This window comes from Streptomyces sp. NPDC021622 (genome assembly GCF_040640795.1).
Classification (GTDB): domain Bacteria; phylum Actinomycetota; class Actinomycetes; order Streptomycetales; family Streptomycetaceae; genus Streptomyces.
Map to the genome: position 1 here is coordinate 54,673 of NZ_JBFACK010000014.1, position 15,984 is coordinate 70,656.

The 15,984-nt window shown below is 73.1% G+C and carries 13 protein-coding genes and 1 pseudogene; 4 read left to right on the plus strand and 10 right to left on the minus strand.

All coding sequences use genetic code 11. The annotated features are described in order from the left end of the window. Positions 1 to 32 precede the first annotated feature (32 nt). Entirely contained in the window at positions 33 to 1,094 is a 1,062-nt protein-coding gene (locus AB0G47_RS26470) for a LacI family DNA-binding transcriptional regulator (RefSeq protein ID WP_360774656.1), read from the minus strand. A gap of 183 nt (positions 1,095 to 1,277) precedes the next feature. On the opposite strand from AB0G47_RS26470, the gene AB0G47_RS26475 reads away from it, so the two are divergent. Together AB0G47_RS26475 and AB0G47_RS26480 are read left to right on the plus strand one after the other, a co-directional pair. Next, positions 1,278 to 2,312 (plus strand): LacI family DNA-binding transcriptional regulator, encoded by a 1,035-nt coding sequence (locus AB0G47_RS26475; RefSeq protein WP_360774658.1) that lies wholly within the window; start codon positions 1,278 to 1,280, stop codon positions 2,310 to 2,312. Between the two features lie 54 nt (positions 2,313 to 2,366). After that, the gene (locus AB0G47_RS26480) at positions 2,367 to 3,599 is read left to right on the plus strand and encodes a hypothetical protein (protein ID WP_360774660.1); all 1,233 of its coding nucleotides are present in this window, start codon (positions 2,367 to 2,369) and stop codon (positions 3,597 to 3,599) included. Between the two features lie 26 nt (positions 3,600 to 3,625). On the opposite strand, the gene AB0G47_RS26485 is transcribed toward AB0G47_RS26480, so the two are convergent. The 3 genes from AB0G47_RS26485 to AB0G47_RS26495 form a co-directional block, all read right to left on the minus strand. Continuing rightward, entirely contained in the window at positions 3,626 to 4,618 is a 993-nt protein-coding gene (locus AB0G47_RS26485) for a hypothetical protein (RefSeq protein ID WP_360774663.1), read from the minus strand. Positions 4,619 to 4,638: 20 nt separating this feature from the next. Next, a complete protein-coding gene (locus AB0G47_RS26490; protein WP_360774664.1) occupies positions 4,639 to 5,061 on the minus strand; it encodes a hypothetical protein in 423 nt (140 codons plus the stop codon). 173 nt (positions 5,062 to 5,234) lie between these two features. Beyond that, positions 5,235 to 5,465: a GH32 C-terminal domain-containing protein gene (locus tag AB0G47_RS26495; RefSeq protein WP_360774667.1), complete on the minus strand. Its 231-nt coding sequence runs from the start codon at positions 5,463 to 5,465 to the stop codon at positions 5,235 to 5,237. Here AB0G47_RS26495 and AB0G47_RS26500 point away from each other — a divergent pair. Both AB0G47_RS26500 and AB0G47_RS26505 read left to right on the plus strand, forming a co-directional pair. Then, a pseudogene (locus AB0G47_RS26500) lies at positions 5,406 to 5,650 on the plus strand (PfkB family carbohydrate kinase); the annotation flags it as partial. The gene AB0G47_RS26495 and the pseudogene AB0G47_RS26500 sit on opposite strands and share 60 nt — an antisense overlap. A gap of 75 nt (positions 5,651 to 5,725) precedes the next feature. Beyond that, complete coding sequence (locus AB0G47_RS26505) at positions 5,726 to 7,522, plus strand: acyl-CoA dehydrogenase (RefSeq protein WP_360774669.1); 1,797 nt, start codon at positions 5,726 to 5,728, stop codon at positions 7,520 to 7,522. Here AB0G47_RS26505 and AB0G47_RS26510 read toward each other — a convergent pair. From AB0G47_RS26510 to AB0G47_RS26535, 6 genes are all read right to left on the minus strand, one after another. Next, on the minus strand, positions 7,464 to 8,117 hold the full coding sequence (locus tag AB0G47_RS26510) for a DUF6629 family protein (RefSeq protein ID WP_360774671.1): 654 nt from the start codon (positions 8,115 to 8,117) through the stop codon (positions 7,464 to 7,466). The two genes, AB0G47_RS26505 and AB0G47_RS26510, sit on opposite strands and share 59 nt — an antisense overlap. Before the next feature lie 56 nt (positions 8,118 to 8,173). Next, a complete protein-coding gene (locus tag AB0G47_RS26515) occupies positions 8,174 to 9,577 on the minus strand; it encodes an FAD-binding oxidoreductase (protein WP_360774674.1) in 1,404 nt (467 codons plus the stop codon). A 102-nt stretch (positions 9,578 to 9,679) separates the two neighbouring features. Then, entirely contained in the window at positions 9,680 to 12,283 is a 2,604-nt protein-coding gene (locus AB0G47_RS26520) for an AAA family ATPase (protein WP_360774677.1), read from the minus strand. A gap of 65 nt (positions 12,284 to 12,348) precedes the next feature. After that, on the minus strand, positions 12,349 to 13,374 hold the full coding sequence (locus AB0G47_RS26525) for a LacI family DNA-binding transcriptional regulator (RefSeq protein ID WP_360774680.1): 1,026 nt from the start codon (positions 13,372 to 13,374) through the stop codon (positions 12,349 to 12,351). A 42-nt stretch (positions 13,375 to 13,416) separates the two neighbouring features. Beyond that, the gene (locus AB0G47_RS26530) at positions 13,417 to 14,274 is read right to left on the minus strand and encodes an ROK family protein (protein WP_360774683.1); all 858 of its coding nucleotides are present in this window, start codon (positions 14,272 to 14,274) and stop codon (positions 13,417 to 13,419) included. Then, positions 14,271 to 15,971: a hypothetical protein gene (locus AB0G47_RS26535; RefSeq protein ID WP_360775124.1), complete on the minus strand. Its 1,701-nt coding sequence runs from the start codon at positions 15,969 to 15,971 to the stop codon at positions 14,271 to 14,273. Before AB0G47_RS26535 ends, AB0G47_RS26530 begins: the two co-directional genes overlap by 4 nt. Positions 15,972 to 15,984 lie beyond the last annotated feature (13 nt).

Consider the following 15,984-nt stretch of genomic DNA (forward strand, 5'->3'; position numbering starts at 1 on the left):
CGCGCCCGCAGTCGGACCGCACCCCCGCGCCCTCACGAACGAGGCGGCCCCACCGAGTCCCGCACCACCACAGGACACTCCAGCCGCCGTACCTCCACGGCAGGGGGCGCCGCGTTCTCGATGGCGTCGAGCAGCAGCCCCGTCGCCACCTCCCCCATGGCACGGTGCGGCAGCGCAACGGTGGTCAACGGCGGGGCAAGGAACCCCGCCATGTGCTCCTGATCGTCGTAGCCGACCAACGAAAGCTCGCCGGGTACGTCGATGCCGAGCCGGGCCGCGGCGTGCAAAACGCCCGCAGCGACCCGGTCGTTGTAGCAGACGATGCCCGTGGGACGGCGCTCGGCGGGCACGGCGTCCAGCAGACGCATCGCGCCCGCGTACCCGGCGGAGATCTCCCCTCCGCCGCGCACGATCCGGTCCTTGCCCGCGCGCTCCCCCACCGTCCGCAGCGCGTCCCGGAAACCCCGAAGCCGCTCCGCCGACGCGATGTCGTCGAGGCCGCCGACCAGGGCGATCCTGCGGTGCCCCGCGTCGAGCAGGAGCTTGGCCGCCGCCCGGCCGCCGGACCGTTCGGCGGGGATCACCGCGGCCAGCGAGCCGTCATCGGGAAGGCAGTTGGCGAGCACCGCGAAGGTGCGGTTCAGGCCCGCGGGGACACGGGCCGAGCGCAGGGACATGGCGGCGTAGATGATGCCGTCCACCCGCCGGTCGAGGAGCTCGGCGACGGCCGCGTCCTCCTTGGCGGGGTCGCCGGTGGAGTCGACGGTGAGCACCAGGTGCTCGCGGTCCCAGGCGGTCTCCATCGCGCCGCGCAGCAGCGCCCCGGCGAACGGCGACGAGGCGATGTGGTCGGTGACCAGGCCGATCACGGCCGTTCGGCGGCGGCGCAGGCCGCGGGCGACGGCGTTGGGCCGGTAGCCGAGCTGCTCGGCGGCCTTGCGGATGCGCTGCTGGGTCGCGGGCGAGAGATTGCCGTCGGCCCGGCCGTTGAAGACGAAGGAGACGGCGGTGTGCGAGACCCCGGCAAGACGCGCGACGTCCTTGGACGTCGGCCGTTCGGGCCTGCCCGCGTCCCTGCCCGCGTCCCTGCTCACGCTGTCGGCGCTCTCGATGTTCCCCGCCCCCTTCCATGCACCGCACGGGTGATCCACCTTGATCCACGTCAGCCTAGCCGCGCCCCCTGCGTCCCGACATGGCCGGACCGTCCGGCGATACTGGCCGTGACGATCGTTGCCCGCAGTTGTCGCCCGCAGTCACACACCAGGAGGAGACGCGACGTGAGCCGCCCCACCGCCCGCGATGTCGCCGAGCTTGCCGGGGTGTCACGCGCCGCCGTGTCCTTCGTCTTCAGCGGCCGCGCCGCGGGGAACCTCTCCGCGAAGACCCAGGCGCGGATCAGGAAGGCCGCCGATCAGCTGGGTTACCGCCCGGACGAGGTGGCGCGCTCGCTGCGCAAGCAGCGCAGCGCGGTGATCGGACTGCTCAGCGACGAGATCGCGACGAGCCCCTTCGCGGGCCGTCTGGTGCCCGGCGCGATGGAGGCGGCCCGTGAGCGCGGGCACCAGGTGCTGCTCCTGGAGTCCCGCCTCGACCCGGCGGCCGAGGCGGAGGCGATCGCCGAGCTGCGGGCCCGCCGCGTCGACGGGATCGTGTACGCGGCGATGTCCATGCGCCGCACCACCGTGCCCGACGGCATCGACCCGTCCCGCACGGTGCTCGCCAACTGCCTGCCGCGCGAGCCCGGTTCGTACGCATCGGTGGTCCCGGACGAGCGCAAGGGCGGCCGTTCCGCGGTGAACGTGCTCATCGAGGCGGGGCACCGCGACATCGCCCTGCTCGGCGGCTCGACCGGCGACATCGCAGCATCGGACCGGGCCCGCGGCTTCCGCGACGGACTGCGGGCCGCCCGGATCACCGCCCGCGACGAGTGGGTGCTCCGCGCGGGCTGGCAGATCGACGATGGGTACGCGGCGGCGCTGCGGGTGCTCGACGGGCCTGCCCGGCCGACGGGTGTGGTCTGCGCGAACGACCGGGTGGCCACCGGGACGCTGCTCGCCGCGGCCCGCCTGGGAATCGACGTACCCGGTGACCTCTCGGTGGTCGGCTACGACGACCAGGACCAGATGGCCGGCCACCTGGTCCCGGCCCTGACGACGATCGCGCTGCCGCACCACGAGATGGGCGCGACGGCGGTCCGCATGCTGCTCGACGCCTCCGAAGCAGGTGAGCCGGTGGACCGTCAGGCCGCACGCCGCCTGACGTGCCCCGTGGTCGCCCGTGACTCGGTCCGCCCGCCGGCGGAGGCCCGTTGAGGGAACGGGGCGACGGCACAGGGGCGGGCCGAGCAGCGCCGTAGAATCCCGCGCATGCCGATACCGCGCGTCACCAGCAGGGTTGGACTCCTCGCCGTTGTCGCGCTGCTCGCCGGGTGCGGAACGCAGGGGCCGCACCCGGCAGATCCGGCGCCGAGTGGCTCCCGTACCGGTGAAGCACCCGCCCACCGGGCCTGGACGTACGAGTACGTCTCCGACGTCGACCCGGTCGGCAATCAGGTGCTCGACATCGCGGCCGTGTCGAAGCGCGAGGCCTGGGCCATGGCGGAGCTGCACGATGCCGGCGGCTCCCGCCCGCGGATGCAGATGCTCCGGTTCCACGGCGCACGCTGGCAGCGGTACGACCTGTCCTCCGATCTCCGTGACGCACTCGACGGCGGCACGCTCGGTTCGCCGGCCCTGTACGCCGGCGCGGGCAGCGCCTGGCTGTTCGGGCGCGTCAGCCACGGTCCCGGCACGTACTCCACGCCGATCGCCGCCCGGTTCGACGGCACCCGCTGGCGGGGTGTCGCGCTGCCCGAAGGAGACGACTTGGCCGGCGTCGCGGTGCTCGGGCCATCGGACGTCTGGGCGCTCGGGAATCCCAAGCAGCAGACGGCCTGGCACTGGGACGGGCGCGGCTGGACCGCCACCCGGCTGCCATTGGAGGCACGGGCCATCACGACGGAGACCGCCGGCGGGCATCTCCGGGTGGCCGGGAACGTTCCGAACCCGGCGGCGGACAAGGCGGACGAGTCGGATCCGGACCACCCGAAGCCGCGCCCCCTCCGGCTCGCGGCCGCGCGATGGGACGGGCGGCAGTGGCGCGAGGAGCGGATGCCGGACGTCGAGACGGAGGACGCGAGGTTTTCCGGCTGCCGGACGCAGGTGCAGACGCTCGTCGCGCGGGGAGCCGACGACGTGTGGGCCATGGGGATCGAGTACGGCCCGTACACCGGGACCAGATACGCGCCTCCGGGCGACCGGCCCTGCGCTCTGCACTGGGACGGAAAGCGGTGGAGCACGTCGGACGCACTGCCCGCGGGGATCCTCGACGCCAGGAGAGTGCGGGGCGAGAACGGGAAGGTGAGCCGCATCGCACGGCCGCCCTACGTCACCGGGATCACCGGGAAGGTCACCGAGGTCGACAGGAAACAGAAGTTCCGCCTTGCCGAGATCGCCCCGGTTCCGGGGACCGATGAGGCATGGGGTGTCGGCAAGGCCGAGCTCGGAGCGTTCGGCGACGCGAACTTCAGCCGCGCCGTGATCGTGCGGTACCGGCCCTAGTTCAGCCCTCGCCGTCCCGACTTCGCTCAACGGCGGGGCTGGGTCCCGGGATAGAGGTCGATCCGGATGTTCTCGTCGTCCTCGATGACGTATGTGGCGTCCGTGTCGTGATGCCAGTTCAGCGGCAGCAGATAGTGCCGGCGGTCTCGCTCGACGAGCAGGCGCAGGCCGCTGTACCGGTACCGGAAGTGCCTGTCCTTGCCCAGGTCTTCCGCCTTCAGGCCGGGGCCTCGGATGCTCAGCTGCTCGGTGCTGAGCACCACCACGGAGACGCGGCGTACCAGCTGCTCGGCATCGTGGCGCGCGTCCTGCCGGCCCAACTCCCCGGCGGCGAGGGCGACGACCCACATCAGGAACAGGCTCGCGGTGATCACGGGAACGGCGCGGTGCCACGGCCGGCTCGGGCTGCCGGCGGCTCGTCCCGCCGCGCCGCTCTGTCCCAGCAGGAGCCCGACGGCCACAAGCAGCGGTGCGGCCCACCGGAACGACCAGGGCTGGCCGAAGCGCCACGCGAGCAGCAGGATCACGCCCGCCGCGACGAACGCCAGATGGGCTCGGGCCACGGCGCGGGCGGCCCCGTCGACGCGCCTGGTGATACGGCCGGGCAGGCCGAGCGAGGGCAGCAGGCCGGGGAGGCGAGGGAGGATGCCGGCCAGGCTCAGCGTGATGAGCACCGGGAAGGTGGCGAGCCGAAGGCTGCGCAGCGCCATCTCGACCGGGTCGAAGCCCACGGAGAAGACGTCGAGGTGGAAGTAGGCGTAGTAGGCGCGGCTGTGGACGAACCCGGTGTAGAGCATCAGCGCGAGGATGAGCGAGCCCGCGCCGAACACGGAGTTGGCGATCTCGGCGGCCTTGCCGCTCGGCTCCGTGGGCTGCGCACTCGGGGGAAGTGCGGGACGAGCGGTGTTCCCGAGTTGTCGGCGTCGGCGGATACGGCGTTGGTGAAGGCGGCGTTGGCTGGGGACCGACGAACGGGAGGACTCGCCTCTCGGTGACTCCGGTGTGTCCCTGCTGTCCATCGGCTCAACCGTCGACCGCGTCAGGACACACCAGGCACGGGGCTCGGCGTCACTTCCGGAGAGGGCGGGCAGGTCGGGGCGGGCGTGGGAACGCCCTCGCAGGGAGTCTCGGAGGGCGGATCGGTCAGCTCGGGGGATGGCTCCGGGGTGCCCCCCGTGTCCGTCGGCGGAGAGCCCACCGGCGCGAGGTCGTCCCCGCCTTCGCCACCGGACGCATTCGAGTCGTCGCCGCCTTCGCCACCCGACGCATTCGAGTCGTCCCCTTCGCCGCCGCCCGAACTCGACCGGGACTCGCCCGAACCGGCCGACGCGGACGGCACCACGGGGTCGGGCAGCGGGTCGCCGGTTCCAGAGCCACTGCCGCATCCTGCCGTGCCGAGGACCAGCACGGCCACGGCGACGAGACCTGCTCTCAGGGCCGGGGCCCGTGGCTGGATCCGCATGAGAACCCCCCGCTCACGCCTCGATCTCGGCGTTACGCAGCAGGATCCCACCGGGGCTCGCCCCTGCCCAGGCTTCCGGTGAACTGCGTACGAGCCGTCAGCCGCGAGGGGGAGCGACCGGAACGCCTTATGGCTGAGCACTCCCGGCCGCACCGCGTCCGGCGCGGGCCGGGTCAGCGCCGACGGCCGCACTCCCAACCCCGCGTCTCCACCTCCGCCGAGCCCCGGACCACCGTCACGTCGTAGCGCCCCTCGGGAGCGGGATACACCTTCTCGGTGAGCATCGCCCGCTCGTCGACGAACGCCTCGATCAGCGGGCCGTCCACCAGGACTTGCAGGTGGGACGCGTCGACATCGTGGACACGATCGGCGCCGGCGACACCGTGAACGCCGCGCTGCTGCACGCGCTGTCCGAGCGGGACCTCCTCTCGGCGCGCGCCCTCGCCTCGGCCCCCGGCCGCACCTGGGGGGGGAGGTGCTCGCCTTCGCCGCCCGTGCGGCGGCGGTCACCTGCTCGCGGGCGGGCGCCGAGCCGCCGTACGCGAGTGAGGTGCGGACCGGCGCAGGCGCCCCTCGACAGATCCCATAAGCAAGCGCTTAGTATCGTGGGTGCGGGGCTGCCTGCCCCGGCATCGGTACCGCCGTCACCGCATGGAGAAACCGCATGGCATCCCTGCTCCTGTCCCGTCGCGATCTCGACTTCCTGCTGTACGAGTGGCTTGACGTGCCCGCGCTCACCGGCCGGGAGCGGTACGCGGAGCACTCCCGCGAGACCTTCGACGCCGCCCTGGAACTGAGCGAGCAGATCGCGACGCGGCACTTCGCCCCGCACAACAAGAAGAACGACGCCGAGGAGCCCACCTTCGACGGGGAGCGGGTGCACGTCATCCCCGAGGTGAAGGAGGCGCTGCGGGTCTTCGGCGATTCGGGGCTCCTCGCCAGTGCCATGGACCACGAGATCGGCGGCGGGCAGCTGCCCGCCGTGGTGGCCCAGGCCTGCTTCGCCTGGTTCCAGGCGGCGAACGTGGGCACGGCGGCGTATCCCTTCCTGACCATGGGCAACGCCAATCTGCTGCTCGCGCACGCCTCCAAGGAGCAGATCGACACCTTCGTACGCCCCATGGTCGAGGGACGCTTCCTGGGGACGATGTGTCTGTCGGAGCCGCAGGCCGGTTCGTCGCTCGCCGATGTGCGCACCCGGGCCGAGGCCCAGGACGACGGGACGTACCGCCTCTTCGGGAACAAGATGTGGATCTCCGGCGGCGAGCACGAGCTCTCGGAGAACATCGTGCACCTGGTGCTCGCCCGGATTCCCGGCGGCCCGCCCGGCGTGAAGGGGCTCTCGCTGTTCATCGTGCCCAAGTTCCTCGTCGGTGAAGACGGTTCGCTCGGTGAGCGCAATGACGTCGTGCTCGCGGGCCTCAACCACAAGATGGGCTACCGCGGCACCACCAACACGCTCCTCAACTTCGGTGAGGGCGCCCATCGGCCGGGCGGCGAGCCCGGCGCCGTCGGCCACCTCATCGGCGAGGCGAACCACGGCCTCGCCTATATGTTCCACATGATGAACGAGGCCCGGATCGGTGTCGGCCTCGGCGCGACCGCCCTCGGCTACACCGGATATCTGCACGCGCTCGACTACGCCCGCAGCCGCCCGCAGGGCAGGCCGGTCACCGCCAGGGACCCTCAGTCGCCGCAGGTCCCGATCATCGCGCACGCCGACGTACGCAGGATGCTGCTCGCGCAGAAGGCGTACGTGGAGGGCGCGATGGCGCTCAATCTGTACTGCGGGCGGCTGCTCGACGAACAGCAGACCGGTACCTCGCCGCAGGCGCGGGCCGACGCCAAGCTGCTGCTCGACGTGCTCACCCCGATCGCGAAGAGCTGGCCGTCGCAGTGGTGCCTTGAGGCCAACAGCCTGGCGATCCAGGTGCACGGCGGCTACGGCTACACCCGCGAGTACAACGTCGAGCAGTTCTACCGCGACAACCGCCTCAACCCCATCCACGAGGGCACGCACGGCATCCACGGCCTCGACCTGCTCGGCCGCAAGGTCGTCATGGACGGCGGCGCCGGGCTTCGGCTGCTCGTCGAGCGGATCTCGCAGACGACCGCCCGCGCCGCCGCCGCGGGTGGTTCCGCGGCCGGGTACGGGCGTGCGCTCGACGCGTCCGTGGCGCGTGCGGTGGAGGTGACCCAGCGGCTGTGGTCGACGGGCGATCCCCAGACGGCGCTGGCCAACGCGAGCGTCTATCTCGAAGCCGTCGGGCATGTCGTCGTCGCCTGGATGTGGCTGGAGCAGTTCCTTGCGGCCGTGCCAGGAACGGAGGCCTTCCACGAGGGCAAGCGCGGCGCGTGCCGCTACTTCTTCCGCCATGAACTGCCCAGGACCGAGGCCCAGTTCACGCTTCTTGAAGGTCTTGACCGGACGGCCGTCGAGCTGGCGGACGACGCCTTCTGACCCAGCGCAGCAGAACCACCGATGACAGCGCGGCGAGCGCGCACCACGTCGAGAGGTACTCCTGTCGCCACAGCGCCACGGACACCGCGGCTCCGACGGCGGCCAGGATCCCGTACAGGATCAGGCCCCGGTCGCCGGACAGGAGCAGGGAGCCGATGGTGGCGATGAGATAGCCGACGACGACCGGTGCCGGATGCGCCAGGCCGAAGCCGTACCCGACCGTGTGGCCGCGGATGTCGGCCGTCACGGTGTGGGTCATCAGGTAGTACGCGAGCACCGCCGACGTCGCGATGCCCGCCGCGAGCGGGAGGAGGAGCCGGCGGCGGGCGGTCGGCGGCGCCACGCACAGCACCGACACGGGCAGCCACAGAGGCAGCAGCGGGAGCGCGATCACCGCCCAGGCGGTGGTGGCGGCTCCCGTGCCGCCGTCGCCGCGCCAGACCACGGACTCGATGATCTGGTGGCTGCCGAGGAGCAGCGGAAGCGCGGCCATGGGCAGGTCACGGGGGCGCCGCGCCGCCTGGGCGACACAGGCGACGCCCACGGCGCAGACGGCCGTGCCCACCATGAGATCGGCCGTCGCGCTCCAGCACATGGCTGTCACGCTAAGGCCGTCCCTGCGCCGGGGCGCGTCGGGACGGCCTTTCGGGGTTACCCGGCGTCCACCGGCGACGGCTCGATGTTCTGGTTGAGGCGGAAGACGTTCTCCGGGTCGTACGCGGCCTTGACCCGGGCCAGGCGTGCGTAGTTGTCGCGGTAGCTCGCCCGTACGCGGTCCTGCCCCTCGTCCATCATCATGTTCACGTAGGCGCCGCCCGCCGTGTACGGGTGCAGGGCCTCGAAGTAGTCGACGGTCCAGCGCTTGATGAGCTCCGCGTTGGCCGGGTCCGGGTCGACGCCCGCGTAGACGCACGCCCAGCGGGCGCCTCGGTAGCTCCAGGCCGTGTCCGACGAGGCGTGGTCGTGGGCGGCGCCGTCGATGGGGTAGAGGTGCATCGTCGACTGCATGGTCGGCACCTCGGCGCCGAATTTGGCGTGCAGGGCGACGGCCTCGTCCGGGATCTCGTCGACGAAGTCCGCCCGCCAGTACCACTGGTCGCCGGGCGGGTAGAGCCCGTCGAACATGGACTGCAGCGCGGGGTGCGGCATCGGGGCGACGGCGTGCAGGGCCGGTTCGGGCAGCGCGTCGAGCAGGGGCGCCATGGCGCGGGCCGCCGCGTCGGGGTCGTCGGTGGTGTGGCACCACACGACGCCTGCGACCTTGCGCAGGTGCAGTTCCTCGGGGAAGGGCGGGGCCGGGGGCACGGTGCCGTACAGGAAGAAGCCGTTGACCTCGCGCGGCGCGCGGGGCAGGAACTCCCGGTAGGCGGCGAGGACTTCGGCGCCCTGCTCGGCGGGCCAGAAGGTGGGCCCGGCGACGACCGTGCTCAGCTCGTGCAGCCGGAAGAGGAAGGAGGTGACGACGCCGAAGTTGCCGCCACCCCCGCGGATCGCCCAGTGCAGGTCGGTGTTCTCGTCGGCGCTCGCCCGCACCCGGCTGCCGTCGGCCAGGACGACATCGGCCGCGATGAGATGGTCGATGCTCAGTCCGAACCGCCGGGTGAGATGGCCGAGACCGCCGCCGAGGGTGAGACCGCCGACGCCGGTCGTGGAGATGATGCCGCTCGGCGTGGCCAGGCCGTGCTCGTGCGTGGCGCGGTCCACCTCGCCCCAGAGGCAGCCGCCGCCGACCCGGACCGTGCGGGCCACCGGGTCGACCTCGACGGACTTCAGCGGTGACAGGTCGGCGACCACGCCGCCCTCGCAGGTGCCGAGGCCCGCTCCGTGGTGGCCGCCGCCGCGCACCGCGAGCGGCAGGCGGTGCTCGCGGGCGAAGCGGATCACCTCGGCCACGTCGTCGGCGTCGGTGCAACGGGCGACGAGAGCGGGCCGCTTGTCGACCATCGCGTTGTAGACCGTGCCAGCCTCCTCGTACCCGGGGTCGTCCGGGCCGATCAACTCCCCTTTGAATGCCATCAGTTCATGCCGTGCGGCTTGTGCGGGCGTCTTGGACATGTGCTCCCCCGTGCTGGATGCGTGAGTCCGGTGCGCTTCTTTCTACGCGCGGTGCGGGGCCCCGGCATCCGTGCCGGTCACCCAGCTCACGCGTGCGGGTACCTACTTTTCGCCGCCGGGCGGCAGGCCGAGGTCCGCGATGCGGGCGGCGACCTCGCGTCTGCTGCGGGCGCCGAGTTTCTCCAGGGCCGCGCGGACGTGGTTGTCGACGGTGCGGACGGACAGGACGAGCCGCCCGGCGATCTCCACGTTCGTCAGGCCCTCCATCAGCAGCCGGACGACCTGGAGTTGGCGTCCGGTGAGGCCCGCGGGATTGCCGCGGGTCGCCGCGTGCGGGCCCCGGGGGATCCGGGCCACGCCGAGCGACCGCAGCTCGGCGCGGACGATCCTGGACAGGGGAACGGCTCCCAGGGCGTCGAGTGCGGCGAGCGCACCGAGTTTGTCGGCCGGGTCCGGGCTCTGCGCCAGGGCCGCCGCGTGCTCGTAGGGGCAGCCCGCCTCCTGCCAGGCCGCGGCCGCCTGCTTCCAGCGGCCCGCCGCCTGCAGCGCGTACGGATGCCCGGAACCGTCATCGGGCACGAGCCGCCCGGCCCTGGCGAGCCAGTGGCCGAGCTCCGCGCGGTACGGCGCGGCGCCGAGCCGGCGGGCCTGTGCGTAGAGCGGTTCGACCGCGGCGATCACTGCGGCGTGGTCGCCGCGCAGCCAGGCGGCCTCCGCGCGGCCCGCGGCGACCGGCGCCGTGCGCTGCAGCTCCCGGGTGCGGGCGGCGATCCGCCCGGCCTGTGCGAGGAGTTCATCGCCGCCGGGTGCGCCGCGCCGGATCCGCACCCGGGCGAGGACGGTCAGGGCGGGGCAGCGGGCCGGCGGGAACGCGCCGACGTCACCGAATCCGGCGTACCGCTCCGCGTCGTCCCACGCCCCCGCGGCGAACTTCCGCAGTGCGAGCTCGACTTGGAGGTAGCAGAGGAACCCCAGCTGCTCCGTCCGGTCGGCGAAATCCAGGGCGGGCGCGAGGAACCGGTCGGCCTCCCTGAACTGGAGGTTCTCCAGGAGCGTCCAGATGACGTTGGCGTAGGCGCGGCAGGCGTGCTCGGCCTCGCCGGCCTTCAGCGCGACCGCGAGGCTCTCCTCCAACTGCGGGCGTCCCAGCGGGTCCCCGCCGCGCCAGCGGGCGGTGCCGACGTTGTTCAGGGCGTGCGCGAGGATCGCCGCGTCGTCCGTCCGCCGGGCCAGGGTGATGGCGCGTTCGCCGTAGCCGATCGCATCGGCGTACCGGTCGGAGAGCATGCGCAGCTGAGCGGTGTTGCTGAGCGCGAGCGCCAACAGCCGCTCGTCCCCGGCCTGTTCGAGTACGTCGATGGCCTCGCGGGCGGCCTCCTGTGCCGCGTCGGCGTCGCCCGCCCACCAGTGGATGCGGGAGAGCCAGCGCAGATCGGCGCCCAGGGCACGGCGGTCGCCCAGGGCCCTGCGCAGCTCGACGGCCTCCCGCTCGGCGCGCACGGCGGCCTGCGAGTCGGCGATGGTGTAGCTCTCCACCGCGAACCGCTCCAGGAGGCCGGCGAGTTCGGCCGGGCCGAAGCGCTGCCGCTGCCGCAGGACGAGGCGCAGGTGGGCGGCGGCCTCGCGGTGCGCGCCGGTGTGTGCGGCGTCCCTGGCCGCGTCGGGGCCGTACCGCGCGATGGCGTCCAGGTCCCCCGCCTGTGCCGCGTGGTGGACGATGCGGGACGCGTCGGCGCCCGGCAGACCGACGAGGACCGCGAGTACGTTCCGGTCGAGCCGGATGCGGTGCGCGGCGGGCAGGGAGTCGGCGATGGCACGGCGGATGATCTCGTGCCGGAACGCGACGCGCTCGGGGGAGACAAGGAGCAGTCCGTGCCGTTCCGCCGCCGCCAACTGGTCCACGCCCGACGGCAGTAGAGCGTCGACGAGGGCGCGCTCGACCGCGGACGGCACCACGGCGAGCTGCTCCAGGGTGTCCCTGGTGGCGGCGGAGAGGCCGCGCAGCCTGGCGAGGACCGCGTCGACCACGGTCGGCGGCACCTCCCCGGTGCCGCCCGCCGCGACGACCTCGGCGACGTAGAAAGGGTTGCCCGATGTCACGGCGTACACCTGCGCGGGGTCGAGGCCGCTCGGGGCGCTCAGCTCGCGGACCGCCGCACGGGAAAGCCTCGGCAGGGGGACGCGGTGCACACGGGCCGCCCGCGACACCTGCCCCAGGAGGTCCCGCAGCGGGTGCTCGCGGTCCAACTCGTCGTCGCGGTAGGTCAGTACAAGGACGGCGGGCAGCCGGTCCACGCGGCGTACCAGGAACCGCAGGGCGTCGAGCGAGGCCTCGTCCGCCCAGTGCACGTCCTCTACGACGAGCACCACCGTGCGGGGCCCGTCGGTCAGCTCGGCCCACAGCGCCTCGTACACCCGATGCCGGTCGCCGCCCTCGGCCACCGCCCGCGCGAGGTCAGGACCGACGCTCCCTGCCAGGTCCCTGAAGGGGCCGAGCGGGCGGCGCGTCGCGAGGTCGTCACACTGCCCGACAAGGACCCGGGCCTGCGGGGACAGGGCTGCTCGCAGCGCGTTCACCAGGCTCGACTTGCCGATCCCCGCCTCGCCGAAGACGAGCGCCACCGAGCCCGCGCCGTCGACCGCTTCCTCCGCGGCGGTGGCCAGTCGTGCCAGCTGCAGATCCCGCTCGAGGATCCCCGCGTCCACGCCCCGGATTCTCCCACGCGATGGGCCGCCGGGCCCTGATCCCGCCGGGCTCCACCGGTCAGGCCTCAGCTCCCGTACTCCACCAGGCTGGTGGGCGTCACGATGCGCCGTGGCGGGCCGGGGGGCGCGGCGTCCGGCTTCTGCTCCCGCATGCGGTCGGCGAGGAGGCGGCCCGCCGCGCGGCCGAGTTCATCGCTGTCGTACGCGACGAGGATGAGGGGAAGGCCCAGCGCGTCGGCCAGTTCGAAGTCGTCGAAGCCGGCGAGCGCGGTGTCGGTGCCGCTCGCGCGGACGGCGCGGAACGCCCCTATCGTGTTGCGGTTGTTGGAGCAGAACAGCGCGGTCGGCGGCTCGGGCAGCGCCAGCAGCTCGGCCGCGGCGCGCTCGGCCTCGCGCGGTTCGGTCTGACCCGCTCGTACGCGGCTCTCGTCGAGCGGGATTCCCGCGTCCGCGAGGGCGTCGGCGTAGCCGCGCAGGCGCTCGGTGCCGGTGTAGACGGCGGGCGGGGAGCCGAGGAATCCGATCCTGCGGTGGCCCCTGGCGATCAGCCGGGCGGTGGCGTCGCGGGCGCCGCCGAAGTCGTCCACCAGGACGCAGTCGGCGGAGAACCCCTCGGGCGGGCGGCTCGCGAGCACCACCGGTACGCCATCGGCCGCCGCCGCGGCGAGATGCCGCTGGTCGGCGGCCGCGGGCACCGCGATGATGCCGTCGACGCGGCGGGCCACGAGGTCGGCGACGAGTTCGCGCTCACTGTCCAGGTTCTGTCCGGTGTTGCCGATGACGGTCTTCAGGCCGTCGCCTGCCACCACGGAGTCGACGCCGAGGGCGAGGCGTGAGTAGAAGGGGTTGGCGAGGTTCGTGACGACGAGACCGACCAGGCCGGTGCCTCTGCCGAGGCGGAGGCTGCGGGCCACTTCGTTGGGGCGGTAGCCGAGTTCCGCGGCGGCGGCGCGGACCCTTGCGCGGGTGGCGGGCAGGACGCGGGGGTCGTCCCGCAGGACGCGGGACGCGGTCATCGTGCTGACTTCCGCGCGTTCCGCGACGTCCCGCAGGGTGGTCTTGCCTCCTCTTGGCGCCTGCGGCTCGGGCATCGGCCGTGGTTCCTCTCTCCGTTTGGTCCCCTACAGGGGGCGTCAGCGGCGCGACGCGCTGACATACCCCGCAGCCCCCACCAGCGCCGCGTCCCCGCCCAGCAGACCCCTGCGTACCCTCACCGGAGTATCCCCCAGTCCGGACCGGAGCGACGGGCGGACCAGGTCCCAGGACTGCGCCATGGAGCCGCCGACGACGAGCGACGAGGCGCGGAAGTCGCGCAGGCACGGCGCCAGGACCGCGCCCAGAGCGGTGAACGCCTCGTCGAGGACCCGCCGGGACCGCCGATCGCCGTCCCGTGCCCGCGCGGCGACATCGCGCACGTCCGCGTCCGGGTCGCCGTACCGGGCGAGGACGGCCCGCCGCGACACCGTGTCCTCCAGCGGTGCGCCCGCCCACTTCAGCAGGTCGACGCGCCCCTGGGGCGGCACACCCGGGCCGTCGCGGCGGATTTCGCCGTCGGCGATGAAGGCCGACCCCACGCCCGTGCCCAGCGTGATCCCGGCACAGCGCCGCTCGCCGCGCGCGGCGCCCGCGCGCCACTCGCCGAGGAGGAACGCGTGCGCGTCGTTCAGGAAGACCACGTCGGCCGGCCGCGGCCACACCCCGTCGAGCAGCACCGAACGCACATCTATGCCGTACAGGTCGTCGAACTTCCCGACGCCCCGGAAGCGTGCGATCCCCTTCTCGTGGTCGAAGGGGCCGGGGACGGCGACGCCCCACACCAGGCCCGCGGGCGCCCGGAGTTCCCCCGCGCACCGGACGACCGCGCCGAGTATCTCCTCGGCGGAACCCCGCGGGTCCAGCGGCCGACTGGCGCGGCGGCTCACTCGCGCGCCGTCCGATTCCACGAGCGCGGCGGCGACATGGGTGCCGCCGATCTCCAGAACGGCCGTCATGAATCGTTGGGCTCCCGCACCAGCGCCTTCACCACCTTCGCCGGGCCGCGCGGCGCCACGAGCCGGTAGGCGCCGACCGCCGCGGGAACCGTCAGCGTCTCGGCGTACGAGAGGGCGTGCCGGTCCCCCGCCGCCGTCTCGACGACGATCCCATCGCCCGCCACCACGTTCAGCACATGGAAGCGGCCCCGGGTGTGGTCGGCCACGGCGGCACCCGCGGCGAGGGTGTGGCGGCGCACCTCGTAGAACATCTCGTCCAGGGCGCCGAGCAGCTCCTCGCGCCAGCCGTCGCCGCGCCGCAGGACGCGCGGCTCCTGCACCAGATCGCGGGCGACGGCGTCACCGCGCCGTTCGGTCTCCAGGTTGGCGAGGCCGTGTTCGTAAGGGAGTTGGCGTGGTTTGCCGTCCGCGTCCGGGCGGAGCCAGTCGTAGAAGCGCAGGCTGTAGAGGTAGGGGGTGGCACTGATCTCCAGTACGAGATTGCCCGCGCCGCCGGCGTGCGGGGTGCCCGCGGGGATCATGAAGAGGCGCCCTTGCTCGGCGGGGAACGTCAGGACGTGGTCCTCGGGGTCCATCGGCACCCCGTCGTTCGCGGCCTCCTCGATCTCCTTGCGGAAGAGGTCGAGGTCGGCGTCCTCGCGCAGGCCGAGGAAGACGCGGGTGTCGGGGCTGCCGAGCGTCATGTAGTACGTCTCGTGCTGTGTGTACGCCCAGCCGAACCGCTCCCGCATGTACGGCTCCTTGGGGTGGCAGTGCACCGACAGGTTGCCGCCGCCCACCGTGTCCAGGTAGTCGAAGCGGATCGGGAAGGAGGTGCCGAAGCGGGCGTGCACCTCTGGGCCGAGGACCTGCTCGGGGTGGAGCACGCACAGCAGCTGGAAGGGCACTTCCGCCTGGGTGTCGGGGCCGTGCCCGATGAGGATGCCCGCTTCGGGCGCGATGAGTTCGTAGCCGAGGGCCGTGTTGCGCCCGCCAGGGTTGAAGCCGAGTTCGCGTTGGCCCCAATGCCCGCCCCAGGGCGTCGAGTTGAAGAAGGGCCGGGTGCGTACGGGGCGGCGCGAGAGGTCGGCGTAGCAGGTCCGCAGGCCGTCGCCGTCGAGGAACACGGGGCGCCCGGGGTCCTGCACGTCGAGCCAGCCGTCCAGGCGGTCCGCGATGCCGTCACGGTGGCGGTCGAGCATCGGCCAGTCCACGTAGAAGAGCCGCTTCAACTCGGCGCGCTCACCGGGCAGTCCGAGGTTGCCGCCCGTCCCGGCGATCACGGCCGACTCGGCGTACCGCTTGGGCAGATCGGCGTACCAGAGCACGTCGTGCGCGATGAGCGAGGCGCCGGGGCCGTAGACGATCAGGAGCGCGCCATCCTTCAAGAGACGTGATGTCTGCGGCAGTTGGTCGAAGAGATCTCCTAGGGGGTTCTCGGCCAGGCGGCAGTAGTACGGGTCCGCGGTGTCGGCCGGGTTCATGGTGCGGCGCCGCACCTCGGCGGGCGGCGCGTAGTGCGTACGGATGTCGAGAGTACGGACGGAGGCCAGGCTTTCCGCGGTCAGCCGTGCCGCGATGGTCGCCCAGTCGGCGGTCGGCGGACCTTCGACGGCGACGATCGCGGGGCCGGGCGGCAGTTGGGCCGCCACGGCCTGCCAGCCGGCGGTCAGCACGGTCCCCGGTGCCGGGGCGTAACGCGGGTCGAGCCGGTACACGCATGCTCCTTCG